Source organism: Ruminococcus sp. YRD2003 (genome assembly GCA_900109435.1).
GTDB lineage: Bacteria > Bacillota > Clostridia > Oscillospirales > Ruminococcaceae > Ruminococcus > Ruminococcus flavefaciens_G.
The window spans coordinates 65,527-80,524 of sequence record FNZT01000017.1; the positions used below are offsets into that span (position 1 = coordinate 65,527).

General features: G+C 51.4%; 13 protein-coding genes, 4 tRNA genes, 1 rRNA gene and 1 other annotated feature. Of the genes, 11 read left to right on the plus strand and 7 right to left on the minus strand.

Features of this window, described 5'->3' with window-relative positions; genetic code table 11:
• Nucleotides 1–113 precede the first annotated feature (113 nt).
• The 3 genes from BMX22_RS16570 to BMX22_RS13660 form a co-directional block, all read right to left on the minus strand.
• On the minus strand, nt 114–287 hold the full coding sequence (locus tag BMX22_RS16570) for a hypothetical protein (protein WP_177173037.1): 174 nt from the start codon (nt 285–287) through the stop codon (nt 114–116).
• Nucleotides 265–984 (minus strand): hypothetical protein, encoded by a 720-nt coding sequence (locus tag BMX22_RS13655; protein ID WP_074742973.1) that lies wholly within the window; start codon nt 982–984, stop codon nt 265–267. The genes BMX22_RS16570 and BMX22_RS13655 overlap by 23 nt, the downstream gene beginning before the upstream one ends.
• Before the next feature lie 131 nt (nt 985–1,115).
• Nucleotides 1,116–2,303 (minus strand): CPBP family intramembrane glutamic endopeptidase, encoded by a 1,188-nt coding sequence (locus BMX22_RS13660; RefSeq protein WP_074742974.1) that lies wholly within the window; start codon nt 2,301–2,303, stop codon nt 1,116–1,118.
• Nucleotides 2,304–2,506: 203 nt separating this feature from the next.
• On the opposite strand from BMX22_RS13660, the gene prfB reads away from it, so the two are divergent.
• Both prfB and BMX22_RS13670 read left to right on the plus strand, forming a co-directional pair.
• Nucleotides 2,507–3,625: a peptide chain release factor 2 gene (prfB, locus tag BMX22_RS13665; protein WP_074742975.1), complete on the plus strand. Its 1,119-nt coding sequence runs from the start codon at nt 2,507–2,509 to the stop codon at nt 3,623–3,625.
• A gap of 24 nt (nt 3,626–3,649) precedes the next feature.
• Nucleotides 3,650–3,961, plus strand: a complete 312-nt coding sequence (locus BMX22_RS13670) for a hypothetical protein (protein WP_074742976.1) — start codon at nt 3,650–3,652, stop codon at nt 3,959–3,961.
• Nucleotides 3,962–4,292: 331 nt separating this feature from the next.
• Here BMX22_RS13670 and rlmH read toward each other — a convergent pair whose 3' ends face one another.
• The 3 genes from rlmH to BMX22_RS13685 form a co-directional block, all read right to left on the minus strand.
• The gene (rlmH, locus tag BMX22_RS13675) at nt 4,293–4,769 is read right to left on the minus strand and encodes a 23S rRNA (pseudouridine(1915)-N(3))-methyltransferase RlmH (RefSeq protein WP_074742996.1); all 477 of its coding nucleotides are present in this window, start codon (nt 4,767–4,769) and stop codon (nt 4,293–4,295) included.
• A complete protein-coding gene (locus BMX22_RS13680) occupies nt 4,766–5,551 on the minus strand; it encodes an MBL fold metallo-hydrolase (RefSeq protein WP_074742977.1) in 786 nt (261 codons plus the stop codon). Before BMX22_RS13680 ends, rlmH begins: the two co-directional genes overlap by 4 nt.
• Before the next feature lie 184 nt (nt 5,552–5,735).
• Nucleotides 5,736–6,410 (minus strand): TIGR00266 family protein, encoded by a 675-nt coding sequence (locus BMX22_RS13685; protein WP_074742978.1) that lies wholly within the window; start codon nt 6,408–6,410, stop codon nt 5,736–5,738.
• A gap of 344 nt (nt 6,411–6,754) precedes the next feature.
• Between BMX22_RS13685 and BMX22_RS13690 the strand changes: the two genes are divergently transcribed.
• Together BMX22_RS13690 and BMX22_RS13695 are read left to right on the plus strand one after the other, a co-directional pair.
• Complete coding sequence (locus BMX22_RS13690) at nt 6,755–6,976, plus strand: TM2 domain-containing protein (protein WP_074742980.1); 222 nt, start codon at nt 6,755–6,757, stop codon at nt 6,974–6,976.
• Nucleotides 6,977–7,111: 135 nt separating this feature from the next.
• Nucleotides 7,112–7,356 (plus strand) — a binding site (T-box leader).
• Between the two features lie 75 nt (nt 7,357–7,431).
• Nucleotides 7,432–9,099, plus strand: a complete 1,668-nt coding sequence (locus BMX22_RS13695; RefSeq protein WP_143055539.1) for a 2-isopropylmalate synthase — start codon at nt 7,432–7,434, stop codon at nt 9,097–9,099.
• A gap of 117 nt (nt 9,100–9,216) precedes the next feature.
• Here BMX22_RS13695 and BMX22_RS13700 read toward each other — a convergent pair whose 3' ends face one another.
• Nucleotides 9,217–10,164, minus strand: coding sequence for a CAP domain-containing protein (locus BMX22_RS13700; protein ID WP_074742984.1), 948 nt, complete (start codon nt 10,162–10,164; stop codon nt 9,217–9,219).
• A gap of 409 nt (nt 10,165–10,573) precedes the next feature.
• Between BMX22_RS13700 and BMX22_RS13705 the strand changes: the two genes are divergently transcribed.
• The 7 genes from BMX22_RS13705 to BMX22_RS16720 form a co-directional block, all read left to right on the plus strand.
• Entirely contained in the window at nt 10,574–12,880 is a 2,307-nt protein-coding gene (locus BMX22_RS13705) for an AMP-binding protein (RefSeq protein WP_074742986.1), read from the plus strand.
• A 215-nt stretch (nt 12,881–13,095) separates the two neighbouring features.
• Nucleotides 13,096–13,171 (plus strand) — tRNA-Val (locus BMX22_RS13710).
• A gap of 6 nt (nt 13,172–13,177) precedes the next feature.
• Nucleotides 13,178–13,254 (plus strand) — tRNA-Asp (locus BMX22_RS13715).
• Nucleotides 13,255–13,259: 5 nt separating this feature from the next.
• A tRNA-Phe gene (locus tag BMX22_RS13720) sits at nt 13,260–13,335 on the plus strand.
• A gap of 4 nt (nt 13,336–13,339) precedes the next feature.
• Nucleotides 13,340–13,415: transfer RNA gene (locus BMX22_RS13725), tRNA-Gly, on the plus strand.
• A gap of 150 nt (nt 13,416–13,565) precedes the next feature.
• Nucleotides 13,566–14,486: an NYN domain-containing protein gene (locus tag BMX22_RS13730; RefSeq protein WP_074742987.1), complete on the plus strand. Its 921-nt coding sequence runs from the start codon at nt 13,566–13,568 to the stop codon at nt 14,484–14,486.
• Between the two features lie 427 nt (nt 14,487–14,913).
• A 16S ribosomal RNA gene (locus tag BMX22_RS16720) occupies nt 14,914–14,998 on the plus strand; the annotation flags it as partial.

The following is a 14,998-nucleotide window of genomic DNA, read 5'->3' on the forward strand; positions in this document are numbered from 1 at the left end:
ATATTATATCATATCGCCGAGAAAATAGCAAGGGGCGCGGGGGAGTTTTTCGGTGCGGTGAAGATAAAAATGCGCCGTAAAGAAACCTTCGCTTCTTTACGGCGCTTTTCACTTTAACCGTTTTTCCTTTTTTTCGCGGACTCGGTCACCTTCGGGAGAAGCTTCTTTGCTATGAGGGCAGGTGCGATGAGCGTTCCTGCCACAGGTATCATCGCGGCTGCCGCGATGACCGCTATCTCCTTCTTGGTATTCGATGTGTCTTTATCAGCTCTTTGCCTTCTGCTCATTTTCCATCATTCCTATCTGCTTGTATTTCAGCGGCGGGTCAAGGTAGACTCTGAGGTTGTTGTCCATATGATACCAGAAGTCGTAGACTTCGTTGTTGTCTCCGCAAAGCGAGAGCACGAGGCGGTGTATCTTCTCGTCCTCGATGAATTTCACCATGTCGCGGCACGGGTTGCTGAAGGAGCGCTCGACGTTGTACTGAAGAACGGAATTTACCGCGTAGTCGAGCTCTACCGTGTAGGTGAAGAGCCTCATCGACTTGGTGAGGAGCGAGATGTTCTTGTCTATCTCTGCGTTGAGATTCCTCTGTCCGAAGAGGGAGCCTCTGTTGAAGCGGTCGTTGCAGTTGCGGAGCTGTCCTACGTATCTCTCGACGTAGCGCATGAGCGTCAGGAGAGATTCGCGGAGCTTGTCGTGGGCGCTGTCGAGCTTCTGCTTGGTTATCTCGGGATTGTCCAGCCCCTCGTAGTAGAGGCTCTTCGCGCTGTCGATGTTTATCTTTATCTTGTCGAGCTCGTTGCTCTGGATAGCAAGGAGAGTGTTGTTGTAGTAGTTGTAGTCGTCGTCGAGGAGCTCTTTGACGACTCCGACGAGAGCTGTGACGTTCTCATCGTTGATGAGTGCCTGTATGTCTGTGGTGTCTGTCAGGCTGTTGCCGAGAAGGTGGGTGATTATATCTACGACCAATGCCATTTCCATAGGTATCGACCTCCTGTATCGTTATCTGCTGCTCCACTTAAAATTATAACACAGTTCGTGCTTTTTGTCCAATAAAGGGAGCTGAAATATTATACGATTTTTGGTTCCCGTATTTGTGTATTTCCACTACATCAGTGCTTGCTCAAAAGCTGATAGACGATGTATAAGATGTAAATGATGACCGCTCCCGTGAAGGGCAGTGAGCCCGCGGCTACGAGCAATCCGCGGCGTGCCTGCTTGGGGGTGGTCGAGGGGAGCTTGTCCTTGCTGAGGAATACGAGAAGAAGTATCATCCCCAGAAGCGATGCCGCAAGCAGCATGAGGTAGCAGATAAGCGATGCTGCCGTACTTATCCCCGATACTTCGCCGATGAGCGTCGAGACGCTGTTGATGAACATATGCACTATCACCGACGGGATTATCGAGCCGTGCTTGATGGTGATGTGCGCGAGGAATATGCCTATCAGAAAGGCAAGTATGAACTGCTGGAGATTGCCGTGGACAAGTCCGAAAAAGAACGCCGACGCGAATATCGCAAAGCGCTGGTTGGACTTAGCGAGCGTGCGCAGGAGTACTCCGCGGAAGAAGAGCTCTTCCGTTATCGGGGCTAATATGCATCCGTACAGGATGTTGACCGTCTTGCCGAGGTAGGTGTTCGCTACTCCGCTCATGTCGGGGACGATGTCTATGCCGTACTGCATGAATATGTCGCTCACGCACGTGATGAGGTAGAGCGATATCGTCCACAGGAGCAGGGCTATCATGCAGTATTGGAAAGCTCTGCCTATGCCGAAGTCCTTCGTCCGCACGAGAGAGGTGTACTTTATCCCTCCCCATTTCATGCCTATCGCACCGATGCCGACGTTGCTTATGACGTATATCATCATGTTTATAGATACGAGTATGGACGAGCCGCGGATGTAGTCGCTGACGGCGGAAGCGTCGGCGGCGGGATTCAGCGCGTTCATGAGCCATAAAATGAGCTGCACTGCCAGAAACCCGAGCGCATTCGAGAACACGAACTGGAATATCATCAGCCAGCCGCTCTTTCGGTAGGCGCGTTTGAGGTTCCTGCGCTCGGTGAAGTCGGGTTCGAGGGGTATCTCGTAGCCTGCCTCCGTTATCCGCGGGTCTATCTTGGTGTAGTCGCCGCAGAAGCCCTTGTATTCCGTAGGGTTTCCGAACGGGTCGTACTTGTCGGGCATGGCATCGGTCAAGCGGCGCTGTTCCTGCTCTTCAAGCTGCTTTGTGAGGCGGTATACCTCGTGGCTCAGCGCAGCTATCTCAGACCTGCTGTCTGCATCTGTGAGTTCTGTCATTGTCTCTCCCTCCTTGGGGTGCTTTTTATCTGTAATATATACTACCATATTTTTGCCGTATTGTAAAGGGGGAACGTACAGCTTTCACGTGTCCCGCAAAATAAAAAACGGAAATTTGTTCCCGCGATACTTGCTATTTGCGGAATTGTGTGGTATAATTAATGTGTATATGTGCAAAATCTGACATCAGAAAGGAATTTGTTATGATTATTCTTGACGAACTCAGAGTCGAAATGGTCGGCTATCGCAAAGAAGTGGAAGAGCTCGCCGACGTTCTGAATATCAAGGCGGCTAAGGAACGTGTGGCTGAACTCAACGAGGAAACAGCCAGGGACGGCTTCTGGGACGACCTCGAAAATTCGCAGAAAGTGCTCCAGGAGACCAAGTCCCTCGAGCGAAAGATAGAAAAATTCAATAAGCTCAGCGATAACCTTGAGGATATCATCACCCTCATCGAGCTCTCGATAGAGGAGGACGATGAGAGCTCCGTCGATGAGATAAAGTCCGAATCTGACGCGTTCAAGGCTAAGCTTGAGGAGGAGAAGCTCTCGACACTCCTCACGGGCGAGTACGACAACTCCAATGCTATCCTCACTTTCCACGCGGGCGCGGGCGGCACCGAGGCTCAGGACTGGGCTGAGATGCTCTACCGTATGTATAACCACTGGGCTGAGCGCCATGAGTATAAGGTCGAGCTCCTCGACTACCTCGACGGCGACGATGCGGGTCTCAAATCGGCGTCTATCCTCATCGAGGGCGACAACGCCTACGGCTATATGAAGTCGGAGTCGGGCGTTCACAGACTTGTACGCGTGTCACCGTTCGATGCGTCGGGCAGACGTCACACATCGTTTGCCGCTCTCGAAGTAATGCCCGAGATCGATGACTCCATTGAGGTCGAGATACGCGACGAGGACATCGAGATGGAGGTGTACCGTTCAAGCGGTGCGGGCGGTCAGAAGGTAAACAAGACCAGCTCGGCTGTACGCCTTATCCATAAGCCTACGGGCATCGTTGTATCCTGTCAGACTCAGCGAAGCCAGTACCAGAACAAGGACTACGCTATGAAGATGCTCCGCTCAAAGCTCATTGAGATAAAAGAGCGTGAGCACCTCGAAAAAATCGAGGATATCAAGGGCGTGCAGAACCAGATAGCTTGGGGCTCGCAGATACGCTCTTACGTGTTCATGCCCTATACCCTCGTGAAAGACCACCGTACAGGCTTTGAAAACGGTAACATTCAGGCTGTTATGGACGGCGACCTTGACGGGTTCATCAACGCATATCTGAAGTCGCTCTCACACGGAACGCTTCAGAAGTAATAAACATGAAATAAGGAGAAAAACATGAAAATTGTATTCAAGGTATGGAATGTACTCATCATCATCGGAGCTGTTCTCTCAGTCATCTCGGGCTTGTTCAACGGAGGAATTCTCGGTGCCGCGATAGCGCTGATATTCAGTCTGCTGTCGCTGTTTATGGCGATAAAAGGCTTTCAGGGCGACTACACGGGCTGTAAGAAGCTCGCCTTCATCGCACTTGTTTTAGATGCGATAGGGCTCGTGACCTCGGGATTCTCGGGCGGCGCGATATTCTCACTGCTCCTGATGATAGTCTACGTTGTCCTCTGCATCTCACTCGAATCAAAATCATTCTAATAAAAAGCACCCTGTAAGGGCTGTACCTATACGGAAGTATTACGGGACATATATCGGGGGAAACCTTTCTGAAGAAAGGTTCTCCCCCGAACCCCTTTCCAAAGACTTTTAGTCCAAATTTTGCCCCTATGGGGTGCTCTCCTGATATGAAAAGAGTAAGTCTTTCTTTTCAATGAGAGTACCCCATAGGGGCAAAATTTAAATTGAAAGTTTTAGGAAGGGAGTTTGAGGGAGAACCCTTTTTCAAAAGGGTTTCCCTCAATAAATACCCCGCATTGCTTCTGTATGAATATAGCCCTTACAGGGTGCTTTTTTGCGATGTCTGTGCTTTTTATTTATGGTATTTGCCGCCTGTGGATATCTGGAAGCTGCGGTATATCTGCTCCAGAAGCATCACTCTTGCAAGCTGGTGCGGGAACGTCATCTTCGACATCGAGAGCTTTAACTCTCCCATTGACTTGACCTCGGGGTCAAGACCAAATGAGCTGCCGATGATGAATGTTACCGTGCTTATGCCGTCCACTCCCGCGGAGGCTATCTTCTCCGCAAGCTCGGGGCTCGTGAGCTGCTTTCCCTCGATGCACATGGGTATCACCATGCCCTTCGCCAGCCTGCGTATCTGCTCGCCCTCTTTTTTCAGCGCCGCGGCTATCTCCTTCTCCGAGGGAGAGTCGCTCAGGCGGCACTCGTCGAGCTCGTGAAGCGTGAACGTACAGTATCTTCCCAGCCGCTTTATGTACTCGGCACACGCTGCGCGGAGGTAGTCCTCCTTGAGCTTGCCGACAACTATGAGTTCAATATTCATCAGAAAATAACTGCTCCTCCCTGTGTTTCTACGGGGGCGACTCCCATGAGATAATCGCGCCCACGTGTATAGCCGAGCAGATGCGACTGGACCGTGCTGTCGGCGATGTCGGGACGGTTGTTGTCCTGACTCAGATGTCCGAGGATTATGTGCGTCGTGCCCTGACGTATCAGCCTGTTGACCTGCTCGCCGCACGCGTGGTTCGAGAGGTGGCCGTTCTGCGAGAGTATGCGCTCTTTCAGATACAGCGGGTACGGTCCGTGACGAAGCATATCCTCGTCGTAGTTTGCTTCGATGAGCACGAGCCTGCACCCGAGCAGCGCCGAATCTATCTCGGGGGTGACGTGGCCGAGGTCGGTGCAGACAGCGCACGTCCTGCCGTCTTCGGTGGTTATCCTGTAGCCGCAGGAGTGTATCGCGTCGTGCGGCGTGTTGAAGCACGTCAGCTCGCAGCCTGCGCACGCTATGGTCTTGCCTGCCATGTCTATGAGCGGAGAATTCCCCGAGACCTTGTCCGTGTCGCTCAGCCGCTGGAGCGTGCGCTTCGTGCCGTAGACCGGCATTCCCGTGTTCTTCGTCAGGAGCTTCAAGCCGCTGACGTGGTCGCTGTGTTCGTGTGTTATGAATACCGCCTGTACAGCTTCAAGTGGGATATTGTTGAGCTCGAGGGCGGCTGTCAGCCTGCGGAAGCTGACCCCGCAGTCGATGAGTATGCCGCCCTTTTCTGTCCCGATAAAGGAGGAATTGCCCTTGCTGGAGCTGAAAAGCGGATATATCCTTGCCATTGTATCACCTTTATATCAAAGAAATGACCGCTCGGCGCGAAGCTCTGCGGTCATTGGATTTTTAAATTTGAGCCCTTAGCCGTTAGCTTTTAGCCTTTAGCTGTCGGTGTCGCTTCGCGACATCTGAAATATGTCCCGCAGGGACACCATTAGCTAAGGGCTAACGGCTATAGGCTAATAGCTCTTATTTATGCGGCATCATTGAGATGACTCTGCCTGCAAAGTCGTTGAAGTTCTGGGTCTGGAGGATGATGCGTCCGGGACCTGTGAGCTTCGTGAGGAAGAGACCCTCTCCGCCGAGGAAGATGTTTCCGAGACCCTTTACTGTCTCTATATCATAGCTAACAGAGGTATCAAATGCTACTACGTTACCTGTATCGACCTTGAGCACCTCGCCCGGAGCAAGTACGCGCTCTACCTTATCGCCGTCTATTTCAAGGAATGCGAGTCCGCTTCCGAAAAGACGCTGGAGGATAAAGCCTTCGCCGCCGAAGAGACCTGCCGTGAACTTCTTGGTGAATGTAGCCTTGAGGTCAACGCTCTGCTGAGCACAGAGGAATGCGCCCTTCTGAACTATCATTTCGCCCTGTGAGATGTCTACGGGTACGATACAGCCCGGGACTGTCGAACCGAATGCTATCTTTGCGCCCTCTGTCTCGGCTGTGTAATTAGCCATAAATACAGACTCGCCTGTGAACATACGTCCAAGGCTCTTTGCGAGACCGCCTCTTGCATTGGTGGACATCTTGATGCCCTCTGTCTGCCATACCATTCCGCCAGACTGGGTGTACATCGACTCACCTGTGCTGAGTGTAACTTCGACCGCGGGGACTGTCTGTCCGATAATTTCGTATTTCATTTCAAAGCCTCCTGTTTTATACAGATTATTCGGGGAAAATCTCCCCTACAAGTATTATTTTACCACGTTCACGTTAATTCGTCAATATACAAAATAAAATAATTTTCGAGTCAGGAGCCTTTTTGTCTAAATTTGTGCTTATGCACCAAATTACTGTCACAAAAATATTATTTTTTGCGCAAATAACAGAATGTTATCCGCTTATTCAAAAAAACTTCAAAATAGATATTGATTTTGTGAAAAGTATGTGATATACTGGATGTTAACAGATTATAAAAAGTGTTTTTATGTCTGTTCACTTGATTTACTTATTATCATAAGGATTTGAAAGGAGAACTATTGTTATGGAACAGAAGTCAAAAATGACAGCAGGTCTGCTCGGTATCTTCCTCGGTGCATGGGGTGTTCACAACTTCTACCTTGGCAATACAAAGAGAGCTATCATCCAGATCATCGTTACTATCTGTACTTGCGGTGCAGGCGGTCTCTGGGGCCTTATCGAGGGCATCATGATCCTCGTTGGCAAGATCAATACGGATGCTGACGGCAATCCTCTTGCAGACTGATTTTTATAGCATCAAACGTCCTGTTCCTTACGAACGGGACGTTTTTTGTTTTTCAGCCTTTGACGCGGCGGATGCGTCAGTGCTTTTTTTGAAAACCTCTTGACAAATCCGTTCCGACAGTGTATAATGCAAGTAATAAATGCGATGAAGGGAAACAAAACCCGAGGATGTTTTCTCAGAGAGCCGCCGTTCGGTGCGAGGCGGCAGACGGATACGGGTCATAGCTCCTCCCCGAGCAGTCGGCTGAAAGCATTGGCAATTAGGCTTGAACGGGCTTCTCCCGTTACAGGGATATGCGTTTACAGGCGCAGATGAGCGGGCGTATTTCTTTACGCCAAGAAGAGTGGTACCACGGAGATATTCGTAACTTCGTCTCTTCCATGCAGGGCATGGAGGGGACTTTTTTGTTACCCTCGTGTCAACAGCTTATACAAGGAGGCATAACTATGGCGACAATGAAAAATGTAAGCAAGTACACACGGCAGTTCTTTGAAGCTCCGAAGACTGCGATGAAATGGACCGAGCGCTCCTACGTCGATAAGGCGCCGACATGGTGCAGCGTCGACCTGCGCGACGGCAATCAGGCACTCGTCATCCCTATGGGGCTCGGCGAAAAACTCGAATTCTTCAAGGTTCTGGTCGATATCGGATTCAAGGAGATCGAGATAGGCTTCCCTGCCGCTTCCGAGACCGAGTACGACTTCTGCCGCACTCTCATCGAGGATGACCTCATCCCCGACGATGTGACTATCCAGGTGCTCACACAATCACGCGAGCACATTATCGAAAAGACCTTCGAGGCTCTGCGCGGCTGCAAGAATGCGATAGTCCACCTCTATAACTCCACCTCCGTTGCTCAGCGCGAGCAGGTCTTCCGCAAGAGCCGCGAGGAGATAATCGATATCGCCGTGTCGGGCGCGAAGCTCTGCAAGGAATACCGTGAAAAGTACGAGGGGAATTACCGATTCGAGTATTCGCCCGAGAGCTTTACGGGTACCGAGCCCGAATTTGCCCTCGAGATATGCAACGCCGTGCTCGACGTGTGGAAGCCCGCTCCCGAGGATAAGGTCATCATCAACCTCCCCGTGACCGTGCAGCTCTCGATGCCGCACGTTTACGCAAATCAGGTGGAATATATGTGCGAGAACCTGAAATACCGCGAAAATGTCATCGTCTCGCTTCACCCCCACAACGACCGCGGCTGTGCTGTTGCGGACACGGAAATGGGTCTGCTCGCGGGAGCAGAACGCGTGGAGGGGACTCTCTTCGGCAACGGCGAGCGCACGGGCAACGTCGATATCATCACGCTTGCGATGAATATGTACACTCAGGGCGTTGACCCGCAGCTCGACCTCAGCGATATACCCGCGATAAACGAGGTATACTCGCGCCTGACGGGCATGGCGGTCAACGAGCGTCAGCCCTACACGGGGAAGCTCGTGTTTGCGGCGTTCAGCGGCTCGCATCAGGACGCTATCGCCAAGGGTATGAAGTGGCGCGCCGAGGGGCACACCGACCGCTGGAGCGTTCCGTATCTCCCGCTCGACCCCGAAGATATAGGACGTGAATACTCTGCGGACGTTATCCGCATTAACAGTCAGTCGGGCAAGGGCGGCATCGGTTACATTCTCGAGACGCGCTTCGGCTACGACCTCCCGAAAAAGATGCGCGAGAAGCTCGGGTACATCGTCAAGGACGTCTCCGACAAGAAGCACAAGGAGCTTCTCCCCGACGAGGTCTACGGCATTTTCAAGCAGAGATTCGTGGACATAACCTCACCGATATGCGTGACCGAGACGCACTTCGTACAGCGCGACGGTATCGAGGCGACGGTGTCCTTCGACTACAACGGCAAGCGCGTCACTGCGACCGATACGGGCAACGGCCGTCTTGACGCGGTCAGCAACGCTCTGCGCTCCTATACGGGCGCTGACTTCAACATCAACGCCTACACCGAGCACGCTCTGGAGGTCGGCTCGGCGTCTAAGGCTGTCTCTTACGTCGAGATAGTCACGGGCACGGGCAGGAGCTACTGGGGCACGGGTATCGACAACGATATCATCACCTCCTCGATAAAGGCACTGGTCAGCGCTGTGAACAATATGCTCGGCGACAAGAGCTGAGTACACGGACAGGCTGCAATATACGCAAAAAGACGGCAGACCCCGCTGTGAGTGGCAGGGGGTCCGCCGTCCTTTTTTATGAACACACCTTTTCTGTCGTATTTCCTTTGCCTGATGTCAGAATTCGTACGGCAGGGTCCTTACCTCGCCGAGAACGTATTTCTGCAATACCTTTGCGTCGTTGATGTTGATGACGCCGTCCTTGAAGCAGTCGGCTGCTTCTTTCTGGAGCGCGTTGAATGTCTTGGGGTGCTTCAGCAGCTCCTCGTTGTATTCCTTGCCCGCTTTCATCTTCGCGAGCGCGTCCTGATACTCGATGTACTGTAATATTGTGATGTAGTCGAATGAATCCACTACTCCGTCGCCCGAGAGGTCACCTGTGGACTCGGGGATTATTTCATACCGCGTCGGAAGATACTGGCCGTTGAGCTCGATGTCGGCGGTGTATACCCTCTTCTTTTTGCCCGGATTGTCGGGGTCGTCGACGAGCAGGGCACAGTTGGGGTCTTTCTGCACCTGTATGAGCAGAAGCTCCCAGTACCATTCAAACGGGTCTTCCCTGAAGGTTTCGGAGTTTCTGTCCTTGTGCTCGTAGGTGACTGCTACGCCCATATGCGTCATATCGGGGTCGAGGATAGCGTCCCAGTGACCCTCGTCGGAGTTTTGCCACTGTGCGAATGCGTCCTCCGCTGTGCATGGGTCTTCGGAGGCTGCGAGGTTCTCGGCTGCCGAAAGATACGGCGCGAGGGTCGTGTCCATGACGGAATCGAAGTTCTCGTTTGTCGGACGCTCGTGGCTGAATTTGAATACGGATTCTCTTACGCGAACGTTCGAGCAGTCGCAGAGATATGGGGCGACGTAGAGCGGCTGCAAGCCGTGCTCGGTGCGTGCTTCGTTGACCATTATCGCTATCTGGTTTGCAAGGTCTTTCAAGTCCTCCTGTGTGACCTGCGCGGAATCGCCTTCGTTCACCGAGGAGGTGAAAAATGCCAGAGGTGATACGCAGCAAACGATAGACATCGCAAGTGCTATCGAATAGGTCTTTTTGAAGATTTTGCCGAACATGACACTGCACCTCCTTTCCGAATCTTGAAACTTGCCGTTCCTAAGTCTAATTCTATCACATACCCCTTCTGTTTTAAAGGGGAAGAGGTAAGATTTGGTGATTTCACCAATAAAAATCTACGTTTTGTACAACGTTTTTTATTACCACAAGTAATATCAGGCGGCGTTTATCAGGTCTGTAATATGAAAATTATGCATTCTGGAAAGAAATGTTACTTTCTGTAAAGTTTTGACAATTTACGAAAATGAATATTTTTTGTGAATACTACCGAGCGTATATCTGCGCGGAGGCAAAATTGATGTTGACAGAAAATCCCAACAGTGATATAATTGATAATGTGCTGCTAATGGCGGTAATTCGCTTTATATCATATTTTCTGACGATTCTTTTGAAAGGAGCAGGCTTGCTGTGAGTAATATCAATCCCGAGTTTAAAATTAGAGAGGTCGCCGAGCGAATCAGGCTAACCCGCGAATCCGTGGGTCTGACTCCCGAGGAAATGGCTGAAAAGGTCGGTATATCGACCTATGAATACCTCGCCTATGAGGGCGGTGCAAAGGATTTCAGCTTCACTTTTATATATAAGTTCGCGAATGTGTGCGGCGTAGAGATAGCTGACCTCATGGAGGGCGAGTCTCCCCGTATCAACAGCTTCGATATCACCAGAGCGGGCGAGGGGCTTCCCATTGCGAGAAGAAAGGGTCTCAGCTATCTGCGCCTTGCTCCGAAATTCCGCAACAAGATAGGCGAGCCCTTCCTCGTTACTATCCCCTATGTTGACGAGAAATTCCGCGTTCCGCACCCCCATACTCATGAGGGGCAGGAGCTCGATATCATCATCAGCGGTCAGCTGAAAGTGCAGGTCGGCGACAATGTTGAGGTGCTCAGCGAGGGCGACTCTATCTACTACGACAGCTCAGAGCCCCACGACGAATGGGCGGTAGGCGGTCATGAGTGCCGATTCTATGCCGTTGTTTTCGGGCAGAACGAGAAGCCCACTCACGCTATATCCAACCTCGAGCCCGTTATTCTCCCCGGTGTTACCAACTTCGACCTCGCCAATATCAAGGACCCCATTGCTGACAGGTTCGTTGACTGCGAGACAGATGAGAACGGCGCTCTCACAAGTATAAAGTTCAAGAACGAGAGTACGTTCAACTTCGGTTTCGACGTCGTTGACGCGCTCGCGGAGAAATGTCCTGATAAGACGGCTCTCATATATGTGTCAAACGAAATGGAGGAGCGTCGCTTTACATTTGCCGAAATAAAGAAATACTCGAATATGACCGCGAATTATTTCAGGTCGATGGGCATTAAGAAGGGCGACAAGGTCATGCTCGTCCTCAAGAGACACTATCAGTTCTGGTTCTCGATAATCGCGCTCCATAAGATCGGCGCTATCGTTATCCCTGCGACGAATCAGCTCGTTCAGCATGACTTCACCTACCGTTTCAAGGCGGCGGGCGTGAAGGCTATCGTCTGCACGGGCGACGGCGACGTTGCTCATCAGGTCGACCTCGCTGTCGAGGAGTGCGGCATGGATATACTCCGTATGATGGTCCACGGCGAGCGCGAGGGCTGGGCTGACTTCGACAAGGGTATCGCTGAGCAGAGCGATTCTTTCGAGCGTCCGACCGACCCCGAGCTCCTCTCCTGCGGCAGAGAGCCTAACCTCATGTTCTTTACTTCGGGTACGACGGGCTATCCGAAAATTGCTACGCACTGCCACCTCTATGCGCTCGGTCACTTCATCACTGCGCGCTACTGGCATAACGTCGACCCCAACGGCATACACTTCACTATCTCCGATACGGGCTGGGGCAAGGCTCTGTGGGGCAAACTCTACGGACAGTGGCTCAGCGAGACCTGCGTTTTCGTCTACGACTTTGACCGATTCGACGCGAACAAGATACTCCCGATGTTCAAGAAGTACAACATCACGACGTTCTGCGCGCCGCCTACGATGTACCGCTTCTTTATAAAAGAGGACCTCAGCAAGTACGACCTCAGCAGTATCAAGTACGCGACCGTTGCGGGCGAGGCTCTCAATCCCGAGGTGTACAATCAGTTCCTCAATGCTACGGGCGTGAAGCTCATGGAGGGCTTCGGTCAGACCGAAACTACGCTGTCTATCGGAAATTTCGTCGGCATGACGGCTCGTCCCGGCTCTATGGGCAAGCCGAGCGTCATGTACGATGTGGATATCGTAGACCCAGACGGCAAGCCCTGCAAGACGGGCGAGACGGGCGAGATAGTCATCCGCCTCGACAAGGGTATTCCCGCGGGACTTTTCCTCGGATACTACAACGACGAGGAAAAAACCAAGGAAGTATGGCACGACGGTATGTACCACACGGGCGATACCGCGTGGAAGGACGAGGACGGCTACTTCTGGTACGTCGGTCGTGTTGACGATGTTATCAAGTCGTCGGGCTACCGCATCGGACCGTTCGAGATAGAGAGCGTTATCATGGAGCTTCCGTATGTTCTGGAGTGCGGTGTCAGCGCCGCTCCCGACCCCGTAAGAGGTCAGGTGGTCAAGGCTTCTGTCGTGCTCGTGAAGGGCAAGGAAGGCACCGACGAGCTCAAAAAGGAGATACAGGACTACGTCAAGAAGCATACTGCTCCTTATAAGTACCCGAGAATAGTCGAGTTCCGCGACGAGCTCCCCAAAACTATCAGCGGAAAGATAAGACGTGTGGAGCTCAAGGGATAAATATATCAGAGTCTGCGGGCGGATATCATCTGTCCGCAGACAATAATACAGACAGGACGGCTCATACTTCCCGAAAAATCGGGATATAAAAAATTTTTGGAATTTTTTGAAAAAAGTGCTTGACAAATCCGGAAAGGTGTGATATAATTAATTTCGTCGTCAGGGGACTGATAGTCAACAGACAGCGTTCGGCTGACGGAATAAAAGGTTTATGTGGGGGTTTAGCTCAGCTGGGAGAGCATCTGCCTTACAAGCAGAGGGTCATAGGTTCGAGCCCTATAGTCCCCACCACTTTTTGGCCCGGTAGTTCAGTTGGTTAGAACGCTAGCCTGTCACGCTAGAGGTCGTGAGTTCGAGCCTCATCCGGGTCGCCATCTGTGCTTCTGTAGCTCAGTCGGTAGAGCAGAGGACTGAAAATCCTCGTGTCGTTGGTTCGATTCCGACCGGAAGCACCACAATGCGGATTTAGCTCATCTGGTAGAGCGCCACCTTGCCAAGGTGGAGGTAGCGAGTTCGAGCCTCGTAATCCGCTCCATAGTGCTGGGGTAATAACCTTGGCATTAACAAATCCCGAAGCTTTGTGCATCGGGATTTTTTCTTTTTTGCGGATTTTGCTTGCAAAGGGCGGCAAATTGGTGTATACTTGACTTATACGGCTCTTGATGCCAATAATAAGAGGTGGAAAATGACTGACGAAATGAGATATGCCGTGCTTATCGACGCCGATAATGTCGCGGCAAAGTATACGAAGAATATCCTCGACGAGCTGTCTAACTACGGTATCGTCACTTACAAGCGAGTTTACGGCGACTGGACCCGCCCGAACCTTGCGGGCTGGAAGAATATGGCGCTCGACAACGCTATCACGCCTGTCCAGCAGTACAGCTATACCACCGGCAAGAATGCGACCGACTCCGCTATGATAATCGACGCGATGGATATCCTCTACTCGAATAATGTGGACGGTTTCTGCATCGTGTCCAGCGACAGCGATTTTACGAGGCTTGCGATACGTCTCAGGGAGTCGGGCAAGCACGTCATCGGAATGGGCGAGAAGAAGACTCCGAAACCTTTCAGTACCGCGTGCAATGCGTTCAAGTACCTCGAAGTCCTCGCGGAGGAGGAGATACAGCCTACTGCCGAGAACGAGATAGTCGAGATGAAGATGCTTGAGCCCGCTATTATCCGAATTATCGCGGAAAATGCTAACCTCGAGGACGAGATAAATATCGGTGAGCTCGGGAGCCGCCTTCAGGGACGCTACCCCGATTTCGATGTCAGAAACTACGGCTATTCCAAGTTTTCACAGTTCCTGAAGGACTTCGACTGCCTCAGCTTCCGTCAGGTGGGCAGCAGTATCCTTGTCTCGCTAAAAACCAAGGCGACTGACCTTGAACGCGTGGAGGTGGCGCTGGCGGCTGTCGTCCGCACGAACGGCACGAAGGGCTATAACCTCGGCGAGCTGAAAAAGCAGCTCTGCGCCAAGCTGCCCGATTTCGACGTCAAGACTTTCGGTTACTCGAAGTTCAGCAAGTTTGTCGAAAATCTGCCTGAGTTTAAAATAAAGAATAACACCGTATACTTCGTGGGGACGGAAAGGATCTGAAAATGGAGAATAACACGGGATGTGCGCTTTCTTTGGCGGCAGCGGCGGCTCTCATTATGACTGCGGCGGCTGTTTTTGCAGGGATCTTCGGGAAAAAAGCAACAGTCTGAGGGTTGAGTTTTAAACAAAATATATGCGCCTATATGTTGATTGTTGAAAATCGCTAAAACCCGAATGAAAATCACAACAAAATTTGAGTTGACAAACCGCAAATAGCGTGCTATAATAATTAAGTCGCCGCGAGAGAGTGTGACGGCACAGCATCTTGAAAATTGAACAATGCTAAGAAAAAAGTAACGACCCTTGAGATTCCTTGTAATGAGGAAACAACTCAAGCAAGAGTAAAAAATGCGCAGTAATAACGCAAGCGTTATTGAACAGGATTAAGATATTTCAAACTCTGGAGACAGAGAGTGATATATACTATTTAATAAAGAGTTTGATCCTGGCTCAGGACGAACGCTGGCGGCACGCTTAACACATGCAAGTCGAACGGAGTTAATTTTGGTTTA

Coding starts and splice junctions, on each gene's coding strand:
- BMX22_RS16570 (WP_177173037.1), bottom strand. CDS start 287: ATGAGCAGAAGGCAAAGAGCTGATAAAGACACATCGAATACCAAGAAG.
- BMX22_RS13655 (WP_074742973.1), bottom strand. CDS start 984: ATGGAAATGGCATTGGTCGTAGATATAATCACCCACCTTCTCGGCAAC.
- BMX22_RS13660 (WP_074742974.1), bottom strand. CDS start 2,303: ATGACAGAACTCACAGATGCAGACAGCAGGTCTGAGATAGCTGCGCTG.
- prfB (WP_074742975.1), top strand. CDS start 2,507: ATGATTATTCTTGACGAACTCAGAGTCGAAATGGTCGGCTATCGCAAA.
- BMX22_RS13670 (WP_074742976.1), top strand. CDS start 3,650: ATGAAAATTGTATTCAAGGTATGGAATGTACTCATCATCATCGGAGCT.
- BMX22_RS13680 (WP_074742977.1), bottom strand. CDS start 5,551: ATGGCAAGGATATATCCGCTTTTCAGCTCCAGCAAGGGCAATTCCTCC.
- BMX22_RS13685 (WP_074742978.1), bottom strand. CDS start 6,410: ATGAAATACGAAATTATCGGACAGACAGTCCCCGCGGTCGAAGTTACA.
- BMX22_RS13690 (WP_074742980.1), top strand. CDS start 6,755: ATGGAACAGAAGTCAAAAATGACAGCAGGTCTGCTCGGTATCTTCCTC.
- BMX22_RS13695 (WP_143055539.1), top strand. CDS start 7,432: ATGAAAAATGTAAGCAAGTACACACGGCAGTTCTTTGAAGCTCCGAAG.
- BMX22_RS13700 (WP_074742984.1), bottom strand. CDS start 10,164: ATGTTCGGCAAAATCTTCAAAAAGACCTATTCGATAGCACTTGCGATG.
- BMX22_RS13730 (WP_074742987.1), top strand. CDS start 13,566: ATGACTGACGAAATGAGATATGCCGTGCTTATCGACGCCGATAATGTC.